Origin of the sequence: Acinetobacter sp. YH12236, from assembly GCF_013417645.1 — a bacterium.
Classification (GTDB): domain Bacteria; phylum Pseudomonadota; class Gammaproteobacteria; order Pseudomonadales; family Moraxellaceae; genus Acinetobacter.
Genome location: NZ_VPDM01000005.1, coordinates 28,789 through 47,504 on the forward strand (window position 1 = coordinate 28,789; position 18,716 = coordinate 47,504).

The window sequence follows — 18,716 nt, forward strand, 5'->3', positions numbered from 1 at the left end:
CAAATGAATACTCAACGCGAACAATTGATACAATCTTGGATTGCTTCTGTACTCGGTTCAGATCAATTTGAAACACATTTTTTAGCAGGCGATGCAAGTTTTCGTCGTTATGCACGAATCAAACTGAATAATAAAACATTTATGCTCATGGATGCACCACCAGAAAAAGAAGATTGTGTGCCTTTTGTGACGATTGATGAATTTTTTGATGCCCATGGCGTACGTGTTCCACACATTGTGGCCAAAGACCTGGAAAATGGCTTTTTGCTGCTCGAAGATTTTGGTGATGTGCTGTTATCAAATCTGCTAAATGATCAGACGGTTGATGCCTATTATGAGCAAAGTTTTAAACAGCTGATTCAGCTGCAGTCCATTCCTGGAGAAGGTCAGTTTCCTGCTTATTCTTATGAGAAGCTTATTTCTGAAATGGAGCTGCTGACTGACTGGATGCTGCCTGCTCTAAAAATTCAGCCAACAGAATCAGAGTCCGCTCTGATCAAGCGCACATTTGCGATACTGGCGAATGCTGCTTTGGCACAACCACAAGTCATTGTGCATCGTGATTTCCATAGCCGTAACCTGATGAAAATCGAAAATGAAACCGAACTGGGTGTGATTGATTTTCAGGATGCAGTAATCGGTGCTGATACCTATGACCTGATTTCGATTACCCGTGATGCCTATGTGCAGTGGAATGCAGATCGGGTGTATCGCTGGTTTAAAGTGTTCTATGACCTGTTACCAGCTGCGGCAAAACAGGACCGTGATTTCGAACAGTTCAAAAAAGATGCGGATATGATGGCCATTCAGCGCCATATCAAGATTTTAGGTATTTTTGTCCGCTTGTTTGAGCGAGATGGTAAATCTGGCTATCTAAAAGACCTGCCACGTGTGATGTGGTATCTGCTGGAAGAAACCAAAGACTATCCTGAATTACAGCCATTTATGCAGTTCATTCATGAAAAAGTGATGCCAGCTTTTGAAGCAAAATATGGTTCATACGAGGTAGCGGCCTAAATGAAAGCGATGATTCTCGCGGCTGGCTTGGGCAACCGCATGCGTCCTTTAACTTTGCATACGCCAAAACCTTTACTAGAAGTGGGTGGTAAGCCGCTAATTGTCTGGCATATTGAAAAACTGGCTGCGATGGGCGTGAATGAAGTTGTCATTAATACGGCTTGGTTAGGTGAAAAACTGGCTCAGGCGTTGGGTGATGGTTCACAGTTTGGTGTCAAGATTTTATGGTCACATGAAGGTGAAGGTCTGGAAACAGCCGGTGGCATTATTAATGCTTTACCACTGCTTGGTGATGAGCCTTTCATTTTGGTCAATGGCGATGTCTGGACGACTATGGACTTTGCACCTTTATTGAATGTTGAGCTGGGTGAAAATCTGGCACATCTGGTATTGGTACAAAACCCGGAACAGCATCCAAACGGTGATTTCACACTTGCTGACGGCAAGGCTTATACCTTTGATCAGCAGATCAGTGGTGAAAATCTGACTTTTAGCGGTGTATCAGTGATTCATCCGAAAATGTTTGCAGGCTTAGAGGCTGGAAAGCGTCCTTTGGCACCATTATTAAAAGCAGCAATGCTGGAAAATAAGATTGCTGCCTCTAAATTGACAGGCATTTGGGTAGATGTAGGAACGCCTGAGCGTTTGAATGCACTGGATTTAATGATCCGTGAAGGGAAGTCTGCTTAAGTGAATATTCACTAAGCACTCCCTACTGTGCCAATATAGAGAAAACGGTATACTTCCACTTAACTTTTTCGAGCGTTGATTGTTTATGCACACGTTTTTTCAAGAACTAAAGCAGGGTAGCCAGGCTTTAGGTTTAGAGCTGTCGGATGAAGCTTTAAATTTATTACTCAAGTACCAAGACGCTTTGGTACTGTGGAATAAAGCATACAATTTGACTGCAATCCGTGATCCTAAAGAAATGCTGGTCAAGCATCTGCTTGACAGTCTGAGTATTTTGAAGGATTTGCCTGCAGGTCGTTTGCTCGATATCGGAACTGGTGGGGGTATGCCGGGCATGATCATTGCTTTATGTCAGCCTGAGCGTGATTGCGTACTACTGGATTCAAACGGTAAAAAAATTCGTTTCCTCAAGCAGTTTATTGCAGACCTAAAATTAAAAAATGTCATTGCAGTACAAACCCGTGTGGAAAATGAAGACAGTATCAATGAGCTGGGTCAGTTTGATGTGATTACCAGTCGTGCATTTGCTTCATTGACAGATTTTGTGAATGCGTCTAAACCGTATATGCATGAGCAGAGTATTATTGCTTCCATGAAAGGTTTGATTCCTGAAGAGGAAGTGGCAGCATTAAAAGATGAATTTAGCTGTCAGATTATTGAACTGAAGGTTCCGCGCTTGGACGAACAACGTCATTTACTTCTATTAAAACGTATTTAAAATTTTTGAAGGATCGGGGTCAACATGGCACAAATTATTGCGATTGCCAACCAGAAAGGTGGTGTCGGTAAAACCACAACCGCAGTAAATTTGGCGGCATCTCTCGCTGTGCTAAAAAAACGCGTTTTGCTTGTGGATATGGATTCTCAAGGTAACGCGACCATGGGGTCGGGGATTCAGAAAAATGACCTGCTGTATTCAGTGACTGATGTATTGCTGGGTGAAGTGCCGATTGAAACTGCGATCACCAAGGCTGAAGTTGGATACAAGGTTTTAGGAGCAAACCGTGACCTGGCTGGTGTGGAGCTGACGATTGCTGAGCAAAAAGGCCGTGAATTTATTTTGCGTGAAGCTTTGCAGGAAATTGAATCCTCATTCGACTATATCATTGTTGATTGTGCACCAAGCTTAAGCTTGATTACCGTGAATGCACTGGCAGCGGTGGATGGCGTGATTATTCCGATGCAATGCGAATATTATGCTCTCGAAGGCCTGGCTGATCTGACACAAACCATTGACCGCATTCAGCAAGCACTTAATCCAGACCTGCAGATCGTGGGTGTATTGCGTACCATGTATGATGCTCGAAATGCCTTGACCCGTGATGTTTCGGAAGAGTTAGAACAATATTTTGGTAAAAAACTTTATGAAACCGTGATTCCACGTAATATCCGTCTGGCTGAAGCGCCGGCACATGGTTTACCAGTGATTTATTTTGAAAAAAGTTCAAAGGGTGCAGTTGCTTACTTAAATCTGGCAGCTGAAGTATTAAAGAAAAGCAAAGTGAAAAAAGGAAGTAAAGCATGACCGTCAAGAAACGTGGACTCGCCAAAGGTCGTGGTTTAGATGCCTTGCTGGGATCAATTCAAAAAGAAAAATTACAACTCGAAGCACAAGGTCTTGATCATGGTCAGTTGAAACAGATTGATGTCAATCTGCTGAAACGTGGTGAATATCAGCCACGTCGCTATATCAATGAGCAGGATCTGCAGGAACTGGCAGCATCGATTGAGAAGCATGGCATCATGCAGCCAATCGTGATCCGTCCTGTCGATGATGAACGCTATCCATACGAGATTATTGCGGGTGAGCGTCGTTGGCGTGCGGCACAGTTAGCAGGTCTGACTGAAGTTCCTGCGATTGTGCGTGAGCTGAATGATCAGGTCGCAATTGCATTAGCTTTAATCGAAAACATTCAGCGTCAGGACCTGAACCCGATTGATCAGGCGATGGCTTTGCAGCGTTTCCATGACGAGTTTGGTTTAAGCCATCAGGAAATTGCCGATACCGTCGGTAAGGCACGTACTACAGTGAGCAATTTGCTGCGTCTGCTAACTCTGGCTGAAGAAGTAAAAGACTTTATGCAGCAAGGCTTGCTGGATATGGGACATGCACGTGCCATCCTGACTTTGAAGGCTAAAGATCAGCTTAAAGTTGCTGAGATGGTCATTGAAAAGAGTCTATCAGTACGCCAAACCGAACAGTTGGTACGCGACTACAATGCACCGAAAACAGAAAAACCAAAAGCAGCGATTGCGCCAGACATTCAGCAGTTGACTCAGCGTCTGTCTGAGCGCTTTAGTGCGGATGTTAAAATTGACTACAACAAGCAAGGGAAAGGCAAGCTGGTCATTAGCTATCATTCTTTAGAAGAGCTGGACGGGATTCTTTCGATCCTGGGCGATGAATAATTAATTTAAAATTTGTTTTTATTGGGGAATAAATCAGATGTGGGAATTGGTTAAAGCAGGCGGCTGGTTGATGCTGCCGCTGGTATTGTGTTCGATATTTATGCTAGCGATCTCGGTCGAGCGCTTCATTCGTTTAAAAAAGAGTCTGGTACTGCCCAACTCACTTCTGATGGGTCCTGCACAAAATGCAGACCAAGCTATGCAAAAGCTGCAACAAAGTTCAGCTTTGAAAAACAGTACTTTGGGTCGTGTATTTACTGCTGGTTTTGAAGCGTGTCACCAGTCTGAGCAATATGCTCGTGCCCAGATGGAAGTGGTAGCTTCACAGGAAATTGGCTATCTGGAAAAGAATATTAATTTTCTGGGTACTTTGAGTGCAGTAGCACCTCTACTCGGTTTGCTCGGTACAGTGATTGGAATTATTGAATCATTTTTAATGATTGATGTCGGTACTAATAGTGACCCAGTTTTAATGATGCCCGGTATTTCCAAAGCACTGATCACGACAGCAGCGGGTATGCTGATTGCTATTCCTGCTTTATTTGCACATCGTTATTTCCAGCGTCTGGTTCAGGAATATGTGGCGGAACTGGAACAGCAAGCAACGTTATTTCATGCCAACCTGTTCTATTTAAATGCTTCAGATGATGTAGAAGAACGCATCAAGAAAGCAAGCTAGGAGCAGGGGCATGAAATTTAAACGTAACCAGGTGGAAGATGTACATATCAATCTGACGCCCATGATTGATTGCCTGTTATTTATTTTGGTTTTTCTGCTGCTTTCAACCACGTTTAACCAGATGAGCCGAATGAACCTGACGCTTCCAGATGCGCAAGGTGTACCGCCCAAGAATTTTGACCAGAAAATTGAAGTGATTGTGGATGCCAATGGCCACTATGCCGTGAATGGTCAGTCTATTGCCAGTAAAGATGCAGCAGATTTAAATACGGCAATTAAACAGATTTCGAATGAACGTCGTGATTTAATGTTTGTCATTGCCGCTGATGCAAAAGCGACACATCAGGATGTTATTCGTGTCATGGACGTTGCAGGGCAACTTGGCTTTGTTAATGTCAACATCAGTACGAAAGTACCAACTCGAGGTTATTAGTGAAGCACGATTTTAAGGTCTATCTTCGCCTTTTAAACTATTTAAAACCATTTTGGGGCACAGCCTTAATTGTCCTGCTTGGTTTCTCTATGAATGCGGCGACAGAAGTTTCTGTAGCCAAATTACTGGAATATATCATTGAGGCGATACAAAACAGAGACCAGGGTTTCACCTTACTTTTCCCATTCTTAGTGGTAGTACTGATGTTCTTCAGGGGCTTAGGCCTATTCCTCGGTGGGTATTATACGGCGGTCATCTCCCGTAATCTGGTATTTAATATTCGTCAGGAAGTCTTTGCCAAAATATTGCGTTTGCCTGCGCAATATTTTCTGGACAATACCAGCGGTCATATTACGGCCAAAATTATGTATAACGTTGAGCAGCTCACCGCCGCCTCAACTGAAGCACTTAGAACGATCATTCAGCAAGGTCTGATCACGATTGCCTTATTGGGATATCTTTTATATACCAACTGGCGTTTAACCATGTGTATTCTGATCTTTGGACCTGTGATTGGTTTTGTGATCAGTAAAGCCTCAAAAAGGATGCGCAAGCTATCACAACAGGTTCAGGACACCATGGGTGATGTGAACCATGTGGTTCAGGAAACTGTAAATGCCAATCTGATTGTCAAAGGTTTTGGTGGTCAGATTTATGAGCAGGAACGCTTTAAACAAAATTCTTTGGAAAATCTACGCCGTGGCTTGAAAATGGTGGCAGTACAGCAGCTGAACAGTCCAGTAGTACAGTTGATCATGTCAGTTTCACTCAGTATCGTGATGTATATTGCGTTGCGCCCACAAATTCTGGGAGATACGACTGCGGGTGAATTTGTTGCTTATATTACAGCTGCTGGCATGTTGGCGCGACCAATCAAGACATTAACTGATGTGAATGAAAAAATTCAGCGTGGTATGGCGGCCGCACATTCTGTGTTTGAATTGCTAGATATGCCTGAAGAGCATAATACCGGCAAACTCAATGATGCCTTAAAAGGCAACATTCAATTTAAAGATGTCAATCTGGTTTATGGCGATGGTCACCATGCGATTCATGACTTTAACCTAGAAGTGAAAGCGGGCGAGACTGTAGCATTGGTTGGGCGTTCAGGAGCAGGTAAAACCTCGCTGGTGAATCTGTTGGTACGTTATCAGGAAACTTCATCCGGGCAAATTTTACTGGATCAAAAACCGATTACTGATTATGAGTTGACTGCTTTACGTACCCAGATCGCGATGGTAAACCAGCAGGTAGTGCTGTTTAACCGTACTGTTCGTGAAAATATTGCTTATGGCCAGCTAGAAAATGCGAGTGATGAAGAAATCATTGCAGCGGCAAAAGCTGCCTATGCACATGATTTCATTATGGCCTTGCCACAAGGTTATGATACGCCACTAGGTGCTCAAGGTCTGAATCTGTCAGGTGGTCAGCGTCAGCGTATTGCGATCGCCCGTGCTATTCTGAAAAATGCACCGATTCTGATTCTGGATGAAGCGACCAGTGCGCTGGATAATGAATCTGAATACTTTATTCAGCGTGCCTTTGATCAGGCGATGCGAGATCGGACTACGATTGTGATTGCCCACCGTCTATCAACAATTGAAAATGCCGACCGCATTGTAGTGATGGATCAAGGTCGTATTATAGAGCAGGGTAATCATGCTGAGCTGATTGCACGTCAAGGTGCTTATTATCAGCTGCACCAACGTAATTTCGAGGAACATTAAGTCATGGCTTTGGCACAGATCATTCAGGATGCTTGGAATACACAGGCAAAGTGGCTGGTTGTGCTGCGTCCTTTGTCCTGGCTTTACCGCTTGGGTTTTGTCAGTAACCACTGGCTTTACCGTAAAGGGATTAAAAAAAGCTATACCGCACCTATTCCAGTAATGGTGATTGGAAATATTACCGTAGGTGGGAGTGGTAAAACACCTTTACTGATTCATCTGGTGGATTACCTCACTGAAAAAGGCCTACGGATTGGTGTAATCAGTCGAGGTTATGGTGGTAAAGGTCCTTTTCCTGCTTATGTAGATTTAAATACCTTGCCTGAAGTGGTAGGTGATGAACCAGCCTTAATTGTCCAAGCGACTGGTGTGCCGATGGCTGTAGGGCCAAATCGTCAAAAGAGCATTGAGCTTCTGCTAGAAAAGCATGCACTGGATTTAATAATTTGTGATGATGGCTTACAGCACTGGGCTTTAAATCGTCAGATTGAATGGATTGTGCTGGACAATAACCGAGGCTTGGGCAACCAGAAACTTTTACCAGAAGGTTATCTGCGTGAACCCGTTACCCGGTTGGAAAAAGGTACCGTGATTGAACATGCAGCAAATCCAGTTTCGCCTTTGCATATGCATCTTGCAGCCTCTCAGCCGTATTTATTAAATCAGGATGTTATCAAAAGCTTTGATCCAACTGCGGCTTTCTATGCAGTAGTCGGCATCGGTTTTCCACAGCGTTTTTATCAAACACTAGAACATCTGGGGCTGCAGCAATTTCAGTGTCATGAATTTCCAGATCATCATGATTATGAAATTGAAGATCTGCAATTCGATGACAATAGTCCGATCATTACTACTGAAAAAGATGCAGTTAAAATTATGGCATTACTCAAACAGTATCCAGATTATCAGCGGGATATCTGGGTGGTGCCGGTCGATGCAGTCTTGTCACCTGCCTGTTATACAATATTGCAGCAGCAATTAGAGCAACAGGGTATTTCTATTTCCTAAGGTTTATTTACGATGAAACATATAGTTATTCCTGCACGCTTCTCCAGTTCACGTTTGCCGGGTAAACCTTTGCTGGAAATCCATGGTCGTCCGATGATTCTGCGTGTCGTGGATCAGGCCAAAAAAGTACAGGGCTTTGATGACCTGTGTGTGGCAACAGATGATGAACGTATTGCCGAAGTTTGCCGTGCTGAAGGTGTTGATGTGGTCCTGACTTCAGCAGATCATCCATCAGGTACCGATCGTCTAAGCGAGGTAGCTCGAATCAAGGGCTGGGCGAGTGATGACATTATCGTGAATGTACAGGGTGATGAACCTTTATTGCCAGCCCAGTTAGTTAAACAGGTCGCGCAACTCTTAGAAGATCAACCAGCTTGCTCAATGTCGACTCTGTGTGAGTCAATCCATCATTTAGAGGAATTCAAGCGTGACAGCATTGTTAAGGTTGTGATGTCTAAGCACAATCAGGCATTGTATTTTAGTCGTGCTACGATTCCTTATGACCGTGATGGTGCCAAGCTGGCTGAACAGAAACTGCATGATCAGGCTTATCGCCATTTGGGCTTATATGCTTACCGCGTGAAACTATTACAGGAATATGTGACCTGGGAAATGGGTGTGCTGGAAAAACTGGAATCTTTAGAACAGTTACGTGTCCTGGAAAATGGTCACCGTATTGCCATTGCTGTGGCAGAAGCCAATTTACCGCCAGGTGTCGATACGCAGGAAGATCTGGATCGCTTGAACCAGATGGATCCATCTTCTTTTGCTTAATTTGAGAATTCTCCATGCCGCTTGATGTCAATGCACAGATTTATCCATGGCAGCAACAGGTTTGGGATACGCTAACCGGGCGTTTTCCTAAGCTTGGGCATGGTTTATTGTTCTATGGAAAAAAAGGCTGTGGTAAAGAAGCCTTTGCCCAGCAGTTTCTGGCCTGGGTTTTATGCTTGAACCGTCAGCCTGATGGGCCATGCGGTGAGTGTGGTAGCTGTCAGTGGCTGAAAGCGGATACCCATCCGAATTACGTCTATATCAGCACGGATGAAGATAATAAAAAACAGAATGCCAAAATTAAAATTGAAAAAATCCGTGATCTTCTGCCTTTTGTACAGCAGACCGTCGATGGCTGGCGTGTCATTGTCATTGAACCCGCTGAAGCATTAAATATTGCCTCTTCCAATGCCTTGCTGAAAACTCTGGAAGAACCGGGTGAAAATATTGTCATTATTCTGCTTGCGGATCATTATCTGAAATTGCCTGCAACTATTCGCAGCCGTTTACAGCATTTTGCCTTGGACCGGATTTCATCAGTGCAATTCAGTGAATTTGTAGAAGCGCAGTTACCTGAAGCAGGTTCGAGCCAGCAGCAGTTATTGATGAATTTATCCAATCAGATGCCTTTGCAAGCGATTGAGGTTGCACAAAGTTCATGGCTGCCACTACGTCAGGAATTCATGGAAGACTGGAAAAAACTGGTTATTCAAAAAAATATGCCAATAGCAATTGCGACCCAATGGAATAAAAGCCTGAGTTTTGGTGAATTTGGTCAAATGTTTGAATACTTGTTGTCCGATTTAATTTGTGTCAAGCTAAATCAGGCCGTAAAAAACATTGATCTGGACTTTAATGTATTGGCCGAACAATATTCATTGGAAACACTTTTTAAAATTTATGAGGATTTTCAGCGAGCCAAACAATATCTTGAGCAGAACGTACAAAGTAATCTGGTGCTCGATGAATTGTGTATCAAGCTGATGAATCTTTAGCTTAAGGGGAAAACAAGATGCAACCACGTATGGGCGGTATTATTCAGGCTAATATTCCGGATATTGAAACGTTATTTGCCAGTTATATGCCATATGTTGTAGGTGGTGGACTTTTTATTCCTTCCAAGCAGCCAGTAAAATTAGGTGAAGAAGTTTTTGTTTTGACGACTTTACCTGAACAGACGCAGAAAATTCCATTAACCGGAAAAGTGATCTGGGTGTCTCAAAAGCAGAATGGCATCAAGCCACAAGGTTTTGGGATTCAGCTCACCGGTGAAAAGGGTGTTTTCTTCAAAAATGAAGCCGATCGTCTGGTTGCAGGTCTTAAATCTGATGGACGTAAAAGTTACACTATGTAGTTAATTTACCTTCGGTAGGAACTCATTGTGTTTGTAGATACTCATTGCCATTTAACGCTGCTTGATTTAACACCTTATAACGGTGATCTGGATCAGGCGCTCGCTCAGGCCCGTGAAGCAGGCGTATCCAAGTTTATGAGTATCTCGGTGGATCTGGATGATCATATCGAGTTGGCTAAAATCGCGGCCCGTCATCCTGATGTCGGTTATACCGTTGGTGTACATCCTTGCGAAGATGCGGCGACAATGGCGCGTGCGACCACTGAATATCTGGTTGAACTGGCACAGCCAGAAAAAGTCTGGGCGCTGGGTGAAACGGGGCTCGATTATTATCACAGCACCGATTTTATTGCCGAGCAAAAAGACTGTTTTGCCCGTCATATCCATGCCTCACAAATCGTGAAAAAACCTGTAGTCGTGCATACCCGTTCCGCCAAGCATGACACGGTTGATATTATCCGTGCAGAAAAATCTACCCATGGCATTTTGCACTGTTTTACCGAAGATTGGGAAACCGCTAAAGCTGTTTTAGACTGCGGTTACTATGTGTCTTTCTCCGGTATTGTTTCTTTTAAAAATGCCCAGGATTTGCGTGACGTGGCCAAACAGGTTCCACTTGATCGGGTTTTAATCGAAACGGATAGTCCTTACCTTGCTCCAATGCCATATCGTGGTAAATCTAATGAACCAAAATACGTTCCTTATGTAGCCAAAGCCCTTTGCGATGTATATGATAAGTCGCTAGAAGAAATGGCTTATATCACAAAGCAGAACTTTGAGAATCTTCTGAATTCAAAGTAAGTAAAGTTAGATAAGAGTACAAGAGAGTTATAGGGTGAAGATGGATCGTCAGGCTCAGTTTCGAGCAAGAGAAACCTTGATTTTTCAAGTTGCAGAACAGTTACTGCTAGAAAATGGTGAAGCAGGGATGACCCTGGATGCACTGGCAGCAGAACTGGATCTGGCCAAAGGCACTCTTTATAAGCATTTCCAGAGTAAAGATGAATTGTACATATTGCTGATTATCCGTAATGAGCGCATGTTGCTGGAAATGATCCAGGATAGTGATAAGGCTTTTCCTGAACATCTGGCATTCTTTATGTTGCATCATCTGCATCACCCTGAACGTACTGTCCTTTTTCATCAGATTGAAGAACGTCTTTCTACAACAGGTGTTGGAATTCAGCACCTGTTTAGCGAACTTTATCAGGTGCGCAAACAGCGCTTACGTCTGATTATCCGTATGACTGAAAGCTATCTGGCTTCAATCAATAGCAGCATGTCGGTGCGTGATTATCTGGCCTCAATTTGGTCGATGACCCATGGTGCAGCTGCGATTCTGAACTCCAGTTTTTATCAGCGCTATCTCGGTTCACGCGATACCTTGCGCGTTGCCCTTATTGATCAAGCTTTAGCTTTACCGAAACAGGTCCATCCTGCCGAGCAGTTCGCCTAAGAGTTGCCTATGATCAGATCACATCACGCCTCCATTCGTGGATTCACTCTAATCGAAGTGATGGTGGTGATTGTGATTATGAGTATTATGGCGTCACTGGTCGTGCTCAATATTAGTGGGGTAGATCAGCGCAAGGCAATGCAGGCGCGGGAAGTCCTGTTACTGGATTTGCAAAGAATCTTGCGGGAATCCAATGATCAGTCTCGTATTCTTGCGCTTGATGTTCAGGCTGCCACTGATGTTTCACCATTTCGCTACGGGATCGTGGAATATCGTTCACCTAATCAGGCAGAATCAACTTTAAATCAGCAGAAATGGCAAAGTTATGCGGAGTTTAATCTGCGTAGTTTACCAGAGCAGGTCTCTTTCCGGATTCAGCCTTTAGAGCAACATTATAATAATGCCCAAAATCGGGATCTTACTGAAGTTAATGCACCTAAGCTAATCTGGTTAGGCAATGGTGAAGTTAAACCGGTCAGAATCCAGTTCTATTTGGAAGATCGTGAAGTGGGCAATCCGATTGAAATTGATCACTTGGGTAAAGTCCATGAAAGCTAGGGTTTTCAAGCAGAGTGCCGGAGCTGATGTAATCAAGTTATTTAAGTCAAATGCTGATCGTGCGCACTCCGGGCATAGCTCTTCGTCTTGCGCAGCGGTAAAACAGCATTTCACTCATCGCGGCTCCTCAAGCACAGCTTTCGGACTTTCTTGCGCGACAATGCCGCTCAGGTCGAGGATTACTCGACTTAATCGTGCCTCAGGATTTACCTTGCTGGAAGTGATGGTCGCGCTGGCGATCTTTGCCACAGCAGCCATGACCCTGACTAAAGTTGCTATGCAATATACCCAATCGACTTCGAATGCCATTTTGAGAACCCAAGCCCAGTTTGTTGCCTTGAATGAAGCAGCACTAATGGAAATCAATCAGCAGTGGCTTACTGGTACAGAATCTAAACAACTCACTCAACAGGGCGAAACCTGGCAAATCGATAAGCGCAGTGAGCCTACCGTAAGTCCTAATGTACAGCGCATTGAATTACAGGTGAGTCTGGTCAACACTGAAACCGGTCAGGCAGAAAATGGAATTAGCAGCTTGATGTTCTTTAATCACCGGATGAATGAAGCGCCATGAAGTCTAAGGGATTTACGCTGGTCGAACTGTTAGTTGCTATTGCTATTTTCGCCGTACTCTCTGCTCTAGGCTGGAAAGTATTTGATTATATTGTGCAAACTAAAGACCGTAATGCAGTGCATGAACAGCGCTTAAGTCAGTTGCAAGATACTTATCAGCAGATCTTGCGTGATACGGTACAGGCGGTGCCTTTAACGGCCAATATTAATGGTGATATTCAGCCGGCACTGGTTTTGCAAAACGGGCGTTTTAACTTTAGTAAGACTGGGGTTACCGATCCTCTGGAAGAGGGGATTTCTCCAGATGAACGGGTTGAATATCAGTACCGGGCAGATGAACAAAAACTCTATCGCCTGAAATACCGGAATTTAAACCAGACCGGGCGTGATCAACCTGAATCCAGTGTGTTATTGTCCGAGGTTGAGCAGTTTCAGATCGTAGTGCTTAATCCGAATGAAATGACCCAATGGCCAGACTCATCTTTTGATTTAAATCAGATTGAGCAAAAACAGCGTCTGCCCAAAGGCATTAAAATCAACTTAATGGTTAATGGGGTCAGTTATGAGTGGATTTTCAGTTTATTGAATACAGATTTCCTGCTTGAAACCCAAAAGTTAACCTGACAAAGAATAATAAAATGCAGATGAACAAAGCAATGATGATCAAACAGCAGAAGGGGATTGCTCTGATTACCATTCTAGTGATGGTGGCACTTGCAACTATTTTGGCTGCGACTATTGCTAAACGTCAGGCCGCAACTGCTGAAAGCACCGCCTATTTAATGCGACAAAACCAGTCTTTGATGTATGCCAAAAGTGCTGAAGCGTTTTTTTCTGAATTGCTGGTCGATGACGCAGAGAATGCAGCGGAAGTTGATCATTTAAATGAAACCTGGGCGCAGCCGATGCCGGCTTTTCCGGTTGAAGATGGTTATGTCTCGGGAATACTGCAAGATGAGTCGGGTAAGTTTAATTTAAATAGTCTGATTACAGCAGAAGGCACGGTGAATGAAAATGCTAAAGCCTGGTTTGAGCTGATATTAAAACGTGCTGGATTGCCAGAGCAGTTGAGTGAAGCCGTGATCGACTGGCAGGATGAAGATGAAATGCCAAGTGGACCAATGGGCGCAGAATCCAATTATTATCAGGGCTTGCCGAATGGTTCTCTACCTCCGAATGCCAAATTTCATAGCGTTGAAGAGCTGAAACTGGTACGAGGCTTTGAAGAAAACAAGTACAAACTAATTGCACCTTATCTAAGTACTGCGCCTGTAGTAGATACTACGGTCAATATTAATACCGCATCTGCATTTCTTTTGGCGAGCATGGATGAAAAGCTGGATGTGAATGCCGTGCAGCAATTGCTGGATCGCCGTCAGGCAAATCTGGAATATTTTTCCAATGTGGCTGATCTCTGGACACTAGAACCATTTGCTCAGGTGGATGCAGCCAAACACAACCTGTTTAATAACCTGCTTGGAGTGCAATCCAATCACTTTAAAGCACGTATCGAAGTGATGCTGAGTGAACGTAAACGTCAGTTTAGTAGTGATCTAGTGCGGCAGGACAAAAAGGTGTATGTTGCTTATCGAAGCATGGCGCCTTTTTAAAATATCACCATTTTAGAATGCTCTCATTTCTTGAATTTGATTCGCGTCGCCTTGATCCCTTTTCCCTATCATGATGAACTGCAAAATTAATCCTCATAAGTTTACTTTTGCTTTATAATTGAAATTAATTCACCTATTTTTTGACGACATTACGGCATATGTTAATTCGTAAGTTATTTAAGTTTGAAAATGCTCATATTGTGCGTAACTGCACCTCGGATCGCTGTAAACGTTCGATCCATGGTCACAGTTATAAAGTCGAGTTATTGCTGAAAGCGTCGAAGTTGGATCATGGCCAGATGGTATATGATTTTGGTCTGCTCAAAGGGGTGATTAAGGATTTCTTTGATTCTTTTGACCATGCGATCTGCTTCTGGCAAAAAGATGATCCTGAATATATTCAGGCATGTAAAAACTTTAGTGCACGCTGGGTATCTTTGCCGGTTTCACCGTCTGCAGAACAGTTTTCACGTATTTTCTTCTTCCTGGCTCAACAGGTATTGGCATCCACCATTACTCAGAATGGTGAAGGGGATGTTGAAGTTTATTCTGTGATTGTTCATGAAACTGATACCGGCTATGCGCAAAGCTTCTTGGAAGATATCCAGAATGAACAGATGGGTCCACTTAGCCTGGAACAGATTGAATTCTCGGAGCAGGTGCGGGCAGAGTGGACAGATCCAGAGATGTTTGCGAAACTGAAACAGGGTCTTCCATTTCATAATCCGGCTGTGGATCTGCAAGTCCAGCCTTAAAAATTCGAATATAAACGCAGACTGACATAGATTTAGGATTGAAGCATGTCTTTAAATGAACAGCAAATTGCGAAACTGAATAAAGTTCAGTTAGATGACAGCTGGAAATATGGACTCAGTGAGTTTTTATTGAGTCCAAAAATGGATGCGTTAAAAACGTTTTTAATTGAAGAAAAAAAAGCAGACAAGGTGATTTATCCACCGAATCACCTGATTTTTAATGCTTTGAATACGACGCCATTAGACCGGGTTAAAGTGGTGATTATTGGTCAGGATCCTTATCATGGTCCGAATCAGGCGCATGGTTTAAGCTTCTCGGTGCAAAAAGGGGTTGCATTACCTCCATCTTTACGTAATATTTTTCATGAGTTACATAATGATTTAGGCGTAAAAATCCCTAAACATGGTGATTTAACTCATTGGGCGGAACAAGGTGTACTTCTGCTCAACGCTGTACTGACCGTAGAGGCAGCACAGCCAACTTCACATCAGAAACGTGGTTGGGAAGAATTCACAGATCACGTCATTGATGTATTGAATGAACAACGTGAGCATATCGTTTTTATTCTTTGGGGCGCATACGCACAGCGTAAAGGACAGCGCATTGATCAAAATAAACACCTGGTCTTAAAGGCAGCACATCCTTCGCCTTTGTCAGCAAACCGGGGTGGTTTTTTTGGTTGTAAAGTTTTTTCGAAAACGAATAATTATCTCAAACAACATGGCATTGAGCCTATAGATTGGCAGCTGGACGCATGACTTATTCTCCTGTAACTAAACCTTACCATCCGGACCTGATTGTTGAACAAGCCAACAATGGCTGGCGCATTGTACGCCTGAATCGTCCAAAATCATTACACGCTTTAGATGAATCTCTGGTTTCTGCACTACTGGAAGTTTTTCAGGACTTTCATACAGATGATAGCGTAAAAGCGATCTGGCTGGATTCAACTACCCCGAAAGCATTTTGTGCCGGTGGCGATGTACGTAAGCTGCGTCAGTTAGTAATTAATGATGAAGTGGCAACCGCTAATAAGTTTTTTGAACAGGAATATGCGCTAGATCTATTGCTGCATAACTATGCCAAGCCGGTATTGGTGTGGGGTGAAGGTTATGTTATGGGTGGTGGTTTAGGCCTGTTTATGGCGGCTCCATTCCGTTTGGTGACGCCGTATTCACGTCTGGCCATGCCTGAGATTAATATTGGTTTATATCCAGATGTGGGTGCGACCCGCTTCCTAGCAGACCGTGGAGCGATTGGCCTGTTTACAGGTTTAACGGGTTCCATTATGACTGCTGCGGGTGCTTACGGTATTGGCTGGGCGACTCATATCTGTGATGCACAGCGTGATTCAGTATTAGATAAGGTCGTAAATATAGACTGGGAACATTATCCAGCTGGGGATTTCCGTGCGATTGATGACACCTTGAACAGCATGCACCGTCCGGTAGGCCCGGGTCCTTTGCAAAACTCACTGGATGTAATCCACAGTGTATGTCGTGGCGTAAACTTCGAGCACGATTATGAATCGATTATTGGTTTAAGTGATGCGCGCAGTGACTGGTTGCGTCAGGCCAGCGAAAACCTGCAAAAAGGTTCACCTGCAACCGCTGCTCTAAGCTGGTTATTATGGCAATGGGGTAAACAGGTTCATTCATGGAATGAAATTTTTGAACTGGAAACCCAGATTTCAGATTGGAAAATCCGTCATCCTGATTTTGTTGAAGGTGTACGTGCACGACTGGTTGATAAAGATCTGTCTCCAGAATGGCAAAAGGGTAGTGATTTAAGCCTGAAAGGCATTCTGTCTCAGAATCCACCGGTAACCACCATTGAAAGCTGGAATGAGCTACTCAAGCACTATGATGTGATTTAAGTCTGAATGTCCGAAACACAATTTACCGATGAATACTGGATGCGGCTTGCTTATGAGCAGGCTGCACTTGCTGCTGAGCAGGGTGAAATTCCTGTAGGTGCGGTGATTGTCAGTCAAAATCAGGTCATTGGCCGTGGCTACAATGCGCCTATTTCTTTAAATGATCCGACTGCCCATGCTGAAATCGTAGCATTACGTGAAGCTTGTCAGAACCTGAAAAACTACCGCCTGCCTGAAGATGCTGTCCTCTATGTAACTCTGGAACCGTGCACCATGTGTGTAGGAGCATTGGTGCATTCGCGTATTTCACGGGTCGTTTTTGGTACAAATGAGCCCAAAGCAGGTTCTTTGGTGAGTGCACGCAAGCTTTTTGAGACTGGCTACTATAATCATGTATTTCTATTTGACTCGGGCTGTATGCAGCAGCAGTGTGCTGAGCAGTTGAGTGCATTTTTCAAGTTGCGTCGTGAACAAAAACGCCAGCTGAAATTGCAAGAAAAATTACTGAATGCTCATAAATAAATCGAATCTAATTCGTTAAACTTTGCTCACTTTAAAATCATTTATTTTCAGGAAAAAGAAAAATGAAAAATGCGATTCAGGTAAAAAAAGAATTCCCAGCAGCGATTGATAAGGTTTTTGAATTGCTGTCTAAACACGATGCTTATAACGTGGCTTTTGCACCAATGCAGGTGGAACGGATTAAGGATTCGGCAGACCCTGAGCGCCCAGATGGTGTGGGTTCTGTGCGTAGCATGGGTTTTGGTCCAGTCAAGCCGCTAAAAGAGCAAATTACCTTGCTAGAGCCGAACTCCCGTATTGAATACAAGATCGTAAAGAATCCTTTGATTAAACATCATTTGGGTATTATTGAGTTTGAAGCATTGGACGATAACAAAAGTCTGGTGACTTATACGATAGAATTGCAGGCACGTCTTCCATTTGTCAGTAAATTAATTCTTGCACAGCTCAAGACAGGGATTAAACTAGGCCTCGCAAAACTTGCAAAATCTGTATAAATAACGGGAAAGTAATGACAGTTCAAATTATTACCATTGATGGTCCAAGTGGATCTGGCAAAGGCACACTGGCTGCAAAACTTGCAGCACATTACCATTTTCATTTACTGGATTCAGGGGCTTTGTATCGTTTATTAGGACTGTCATTGCATCACCATAATTTACTCGATGAACTGGATACTAAACTGGCTGAATGCGTACAAATTGCAACAAATTTGGATATCCAATTTGTCAGCACTGAATCAGGTGTTCAGGTATGGCTGAATGGTGAAGATGTTTCCCAAACTATCCGTACCGAACGGGTGGGTGAGTATGCTTCAAAAGTTGCTGCAATTCCTGAACTTAGAACTGCTCTGGTGGCCCGTCAACATGCTTTTGCTCAAGCTCCTGGTCTAGTGGCAGATGGCCGCGATATGGCGACCAGTATCTTCCCAGATGCACAAGCCAAGATTTATTTGACAGCTTCGGCTGAATCCCGTGCGCAAAGACGTGTAAAGCAGTTGCAGGGTATGGGGCTGGATGTTAAAATAAACGACATTTTAGCTAATATCGAAGCGCGGGATAAACGAGATATGGAACGCACTGTTGCTCCGCTCAAACCTGCTGCTGATGCGTACATCATCGACAGTTCAGATCTGAATATCGATGAAGTATTCAAGCTGATGACCACATATGTGGATCAGCAATTAGCTCAATAACCCTATTATTTCAGCAGACGCATAGCTTGATCAGTTTTATATGGACTATGTAGATGCTTAATTAAACCGGCCTTGTCTG

At 43.5% G+C, this 18,716-nt stretch carries 24 protein-coding genes; all 24 read left to right on the forward strand.

What is annotated here, in order from left to right:
• Window positions 1-3 precede the first annotated feature (3 nt).
• Window positions 4-1,017 carry an aminoglycoside phosphotransferase family protein gene (locus FTV14_RS03965; RefSeq protein ID WP_159124004.1) on the forward strand — a complete coding sequence of 338 codons (1,014 nt, stop codon included), beginning with the start codon at window positions 4-6 and terminating at the stop codon, window positions 1,015-1,017.
• Entirely contained in the window at window positions 1,018-1,707 is a 690-nt protein-coding gene (gene murU, locus FTV14_RS03970; RefSeq protein WP_159124003.1) for an N-acetylmuramate alpha-1-phosphate uridylyltransferase MurU, read from the forward strand.
• A gap of 85 nt (window positions 1,708-1,792) precedes the next feature.
• Window positions 1,793-2,425, forward strand: coding sequence for a 16S rRNA (guanine(527)-N(7))-methyltransferase RsmG (gene rsmG / locus FTV14_RS03975; protein WP_166139427.1), 633 nt, complete (start codon window positions 1,793-1,795; stop codon window positions 2,423-2,425).
• Window positions 2,426-2,449: 24 nt separating this feature from the next.
• On the forward strand, window positions 2,450-3,232 hold the full coding sequence (locus FTV14_RS03980; RefSeq protein WP_180053391.1) for a ParA family protein: 783 nt from the start codon (window positions 2,450-2,452) through the stop codon (window positions 3,230-3,232).
• On the forward strand, window positions 3,229-4,116 hold the full coding sequence (locus FTV14_RS03985) for a ParB/RepB/Spo0J family partition protein (RefSeq protein WP_004784018.1): 888 nt from the start codon (window positions 3,229-3,231) through the stop codon (window positions 4,114-4,116). The genes FTV14_RS03980 and FTV14_RS03985 overlap by 4 nt, the downstream gene beginning before the upstream one ends.
• Window positions 4,117-4,153: 37 nt before the next feature.
• Window positions 4,154-4,795: a MotA/TolQ/ExbB proton channel family protein gene (locus FTV14_RS03990; RefSeq protein ID WP_125279032.1), complete on the forward strand. Its 642-nt coding sequence runs from the start codon at window positions 4,154-4,156 to the stop codon at window positions 4,793-4,795.
• A 10-nt stretch (window positions 4,796-4,805) separates the two neighbouring features.
• A complete protein-coding gene (locus FTV14_RS03995; protein ID WP_004784014.1) occupies window positions 4,806-5,228 on the forward strand; it encodes a biopolymer transporter ExbD in 423 nt (140 codons plus the stop codon).
• Complete coding sequence (msbA, locus tag FTV14_RS04000) at window positions 5,228-6,955, forward strand: lipid A export permease/ATP-binding protein MsbA (protein ID WP_180053392.1); 1,728 nt, start codon at window positions 5,228-5,230, stop codon at window positions 6,953-6,955. Before FTV14_RS03995 ends, msbA begins: the two co-directional genes overlap by 1 nt.
• 3 nt (window positions 6,956-6,958) lie before the next feature.
• Window positions 6,959-7,963, forward strand: coding sequence for a tetraacyldisaccharide 4'-kinase (gene lpxK, locus FTV14_RS04005; RefSeq protein WP_125279030.1), 1,005 nt, complete (start codon window positions 6,959-6,961; stop codon window positions 7,961-7,963).
• Window positions 7,964-7,975: 12 nt separating this feature from the next.
• A complete protein-coding gene (kdsB, locus tag FTV14_RS04010; RefSeq protein WP_159123998.1) occupies window positions 7,976-8,737 on the forward strand; it encodes a 3-deoxy-manno-octulosonate cytidylyltransferase in 762 nt (253 codons plus the stop codon).
• Window positions 8,738-8,751: 14 nt separating this feature from the next.
• Complete coding sequence (locus tag FTV14_RS04015) at window positions 8,752-9,732, forward strand: DNA polymerase III subunit delta' C-terminal domain-containing protein (protein ID WP_180053393.1); 981 nt, start codon at window positions 8,752-8,754, stop codon at window positions 9,730-9,732.
• A 17-nt stretch (window positions 9,733-9,749) separates the two neighbouring features.
• Window positions 9,750-10,091 (forward strand): PilZ domain-containing protein, encoded by a 342-nt coding sequence (locus FTV14_RS04020; protein ID WP_004784000.1) that lies wholly within the window; start codon window positions 9,750-9,752, stop codon window positions 10,089-10,091.
• A gap of 27 nt (window positions 10,092-10,118) precedes the next feature.
• Window positions 10,119-10,892, forward strand: a complete 774-nt coding sequence (locus FTV14_RS04025; protein ID WP_004783999.1) for a TatD family hydrolase — start codon at window positions 10,119-10,121, stop codon at window positions 10,890-10,892.
• 40 nt (window positions 10,893-10,932) lie between these two features.
• Complete coding sequence (locus FTV14_RS04030) at window positions 10,933-11,547, forward strand: TetR/AcrR family transcriptional regulator (RefSeq protein ID WP_125279027.1); 615 nt, start codon at window positions 10,933-10,935, stop codon at window positions 11,545-11,547.
• 9 nt (window positions 11,548-11,556) lie between these two features.
• Entirely contained in the window at window positions 11,557-12,105 is a 549-nt protein-coding gene (locus tag FTV14_RS04035; protein WP_180053394.1) for a type II secretion system protein, read from the forward strand.
• Window positions 12,095-12,679, forward strand: a complete 585-nt coding sequence (gene gspI, locus FTV14_RS04040; protein ID WP_180053395.1) for a type II secretion system minor pseudopilin GspI — start codon at window positions 12,095-12,097, stop codon at window positions 12,677-12,679. Before FTV14_RS04035 ends, gspI begins: the two co-directional genes overlap by 11 nt.
• Window positions 12,676-13,302, forward strand: a complete 627-nt coding sequence (gene gspJ, locus FTV14_RS04045) for a type II secretion system minor pseudopilin GspJ (protein ID WP_166139440.1) — start codon at window positions 12,676-12,678, stop codon at window positions 13,300-13,302. The genes gspI and gspJ overlap by 4 nt, the downstream gene beginning before the upstream one ends.
• Before the next feature lie 14 nt (window positions 13,303-13,316).
• Window positions 13,317-14,288, forward strand: a complete 972-nt coding sequence (gene gspK / locus FTV14_RS04050; RefSeq protein ID WP_180053396.1) for a type II secretion system minor pseudopilin GspK — start codon at window positions 13,317-13,319, stop codon at window positions 14,286-14,288.
• A gap of 158 nt (window positions 14,289-14,446) precedes the next feature.
• A complete protein-coding gene (locus tag FTV14_RS04055; protein ID WP_159123992.1) occupies window positions 14,447-15,043 on the forward strand; it encodes a 6-carboxytetrahydropterin synthase in 597 nt (198 codons plus the stop codon).
• A 45-nt stretch (window positions 15,044-15,088) separates the two neighbouring features.
• Entirely contained in the window at window positions 15,089-15,802 is a 714-nt protein-coding gene (gene ung, locus FTV14_RS04060) for a uracil-DNA glycosylase (RefSeq protein WP_004783992.1), read from the forward strand.
• Entirely contained in the window at window positions 15,799-16,920 is a 1,122-nt protein-coding gene (locus FTV14_RS04065; RefSeq protein WP_180011508.1) for an enoyl-CoA hydratase/isomerase family protein, read from the forward strand. The genes ung and FTV14_RS04065 overlap by 4 nt, the downstream gene beginning before the upstream one ends.
• A 6-nt stretch (window positions 16,921-16,926) precedes the next feature.
• A complete protein-coding gene (tadA, locus tag FTV14_RS04070; RefSeq protein ID WP_104425959.1) occupies window positions 16,927-17,442 on the forward strand; it encodes a tRNA adenosine(34) deaminase TadA in 516 nt (171 codons plus the stop codon).
• A gap of 62 nt (window positions 17,443-17,504) precedes the next feature.
• Window positions 17,505-17,939 carry an SRPBCC family protein gene (locus tag FTV14_RS04075; protein WP_180014273.1) on the forward strand — a complete coding sequence of 145 codons (435 nt, stop codon included), beginning with the start codon at window positions 17,505-17,507 and terminating at the stop codon, window positions 17,937-17,939.
• A 14-nt stretch (window positions 17,940-17,953) separates the two neighbouring features.
• A complete protein-coding gene (cmk, locus tag FTV14_RS04080; protein ID WP_179992441.1) occupies window positions 17,954-18,637 on the forward strand; it encodes a (d)CMP kinase in 684 nt (227 codons plus the stop codon).
• The last annotated feature ends 79 nt before the right edge of the window (window positions 18,638-18,716 follow it).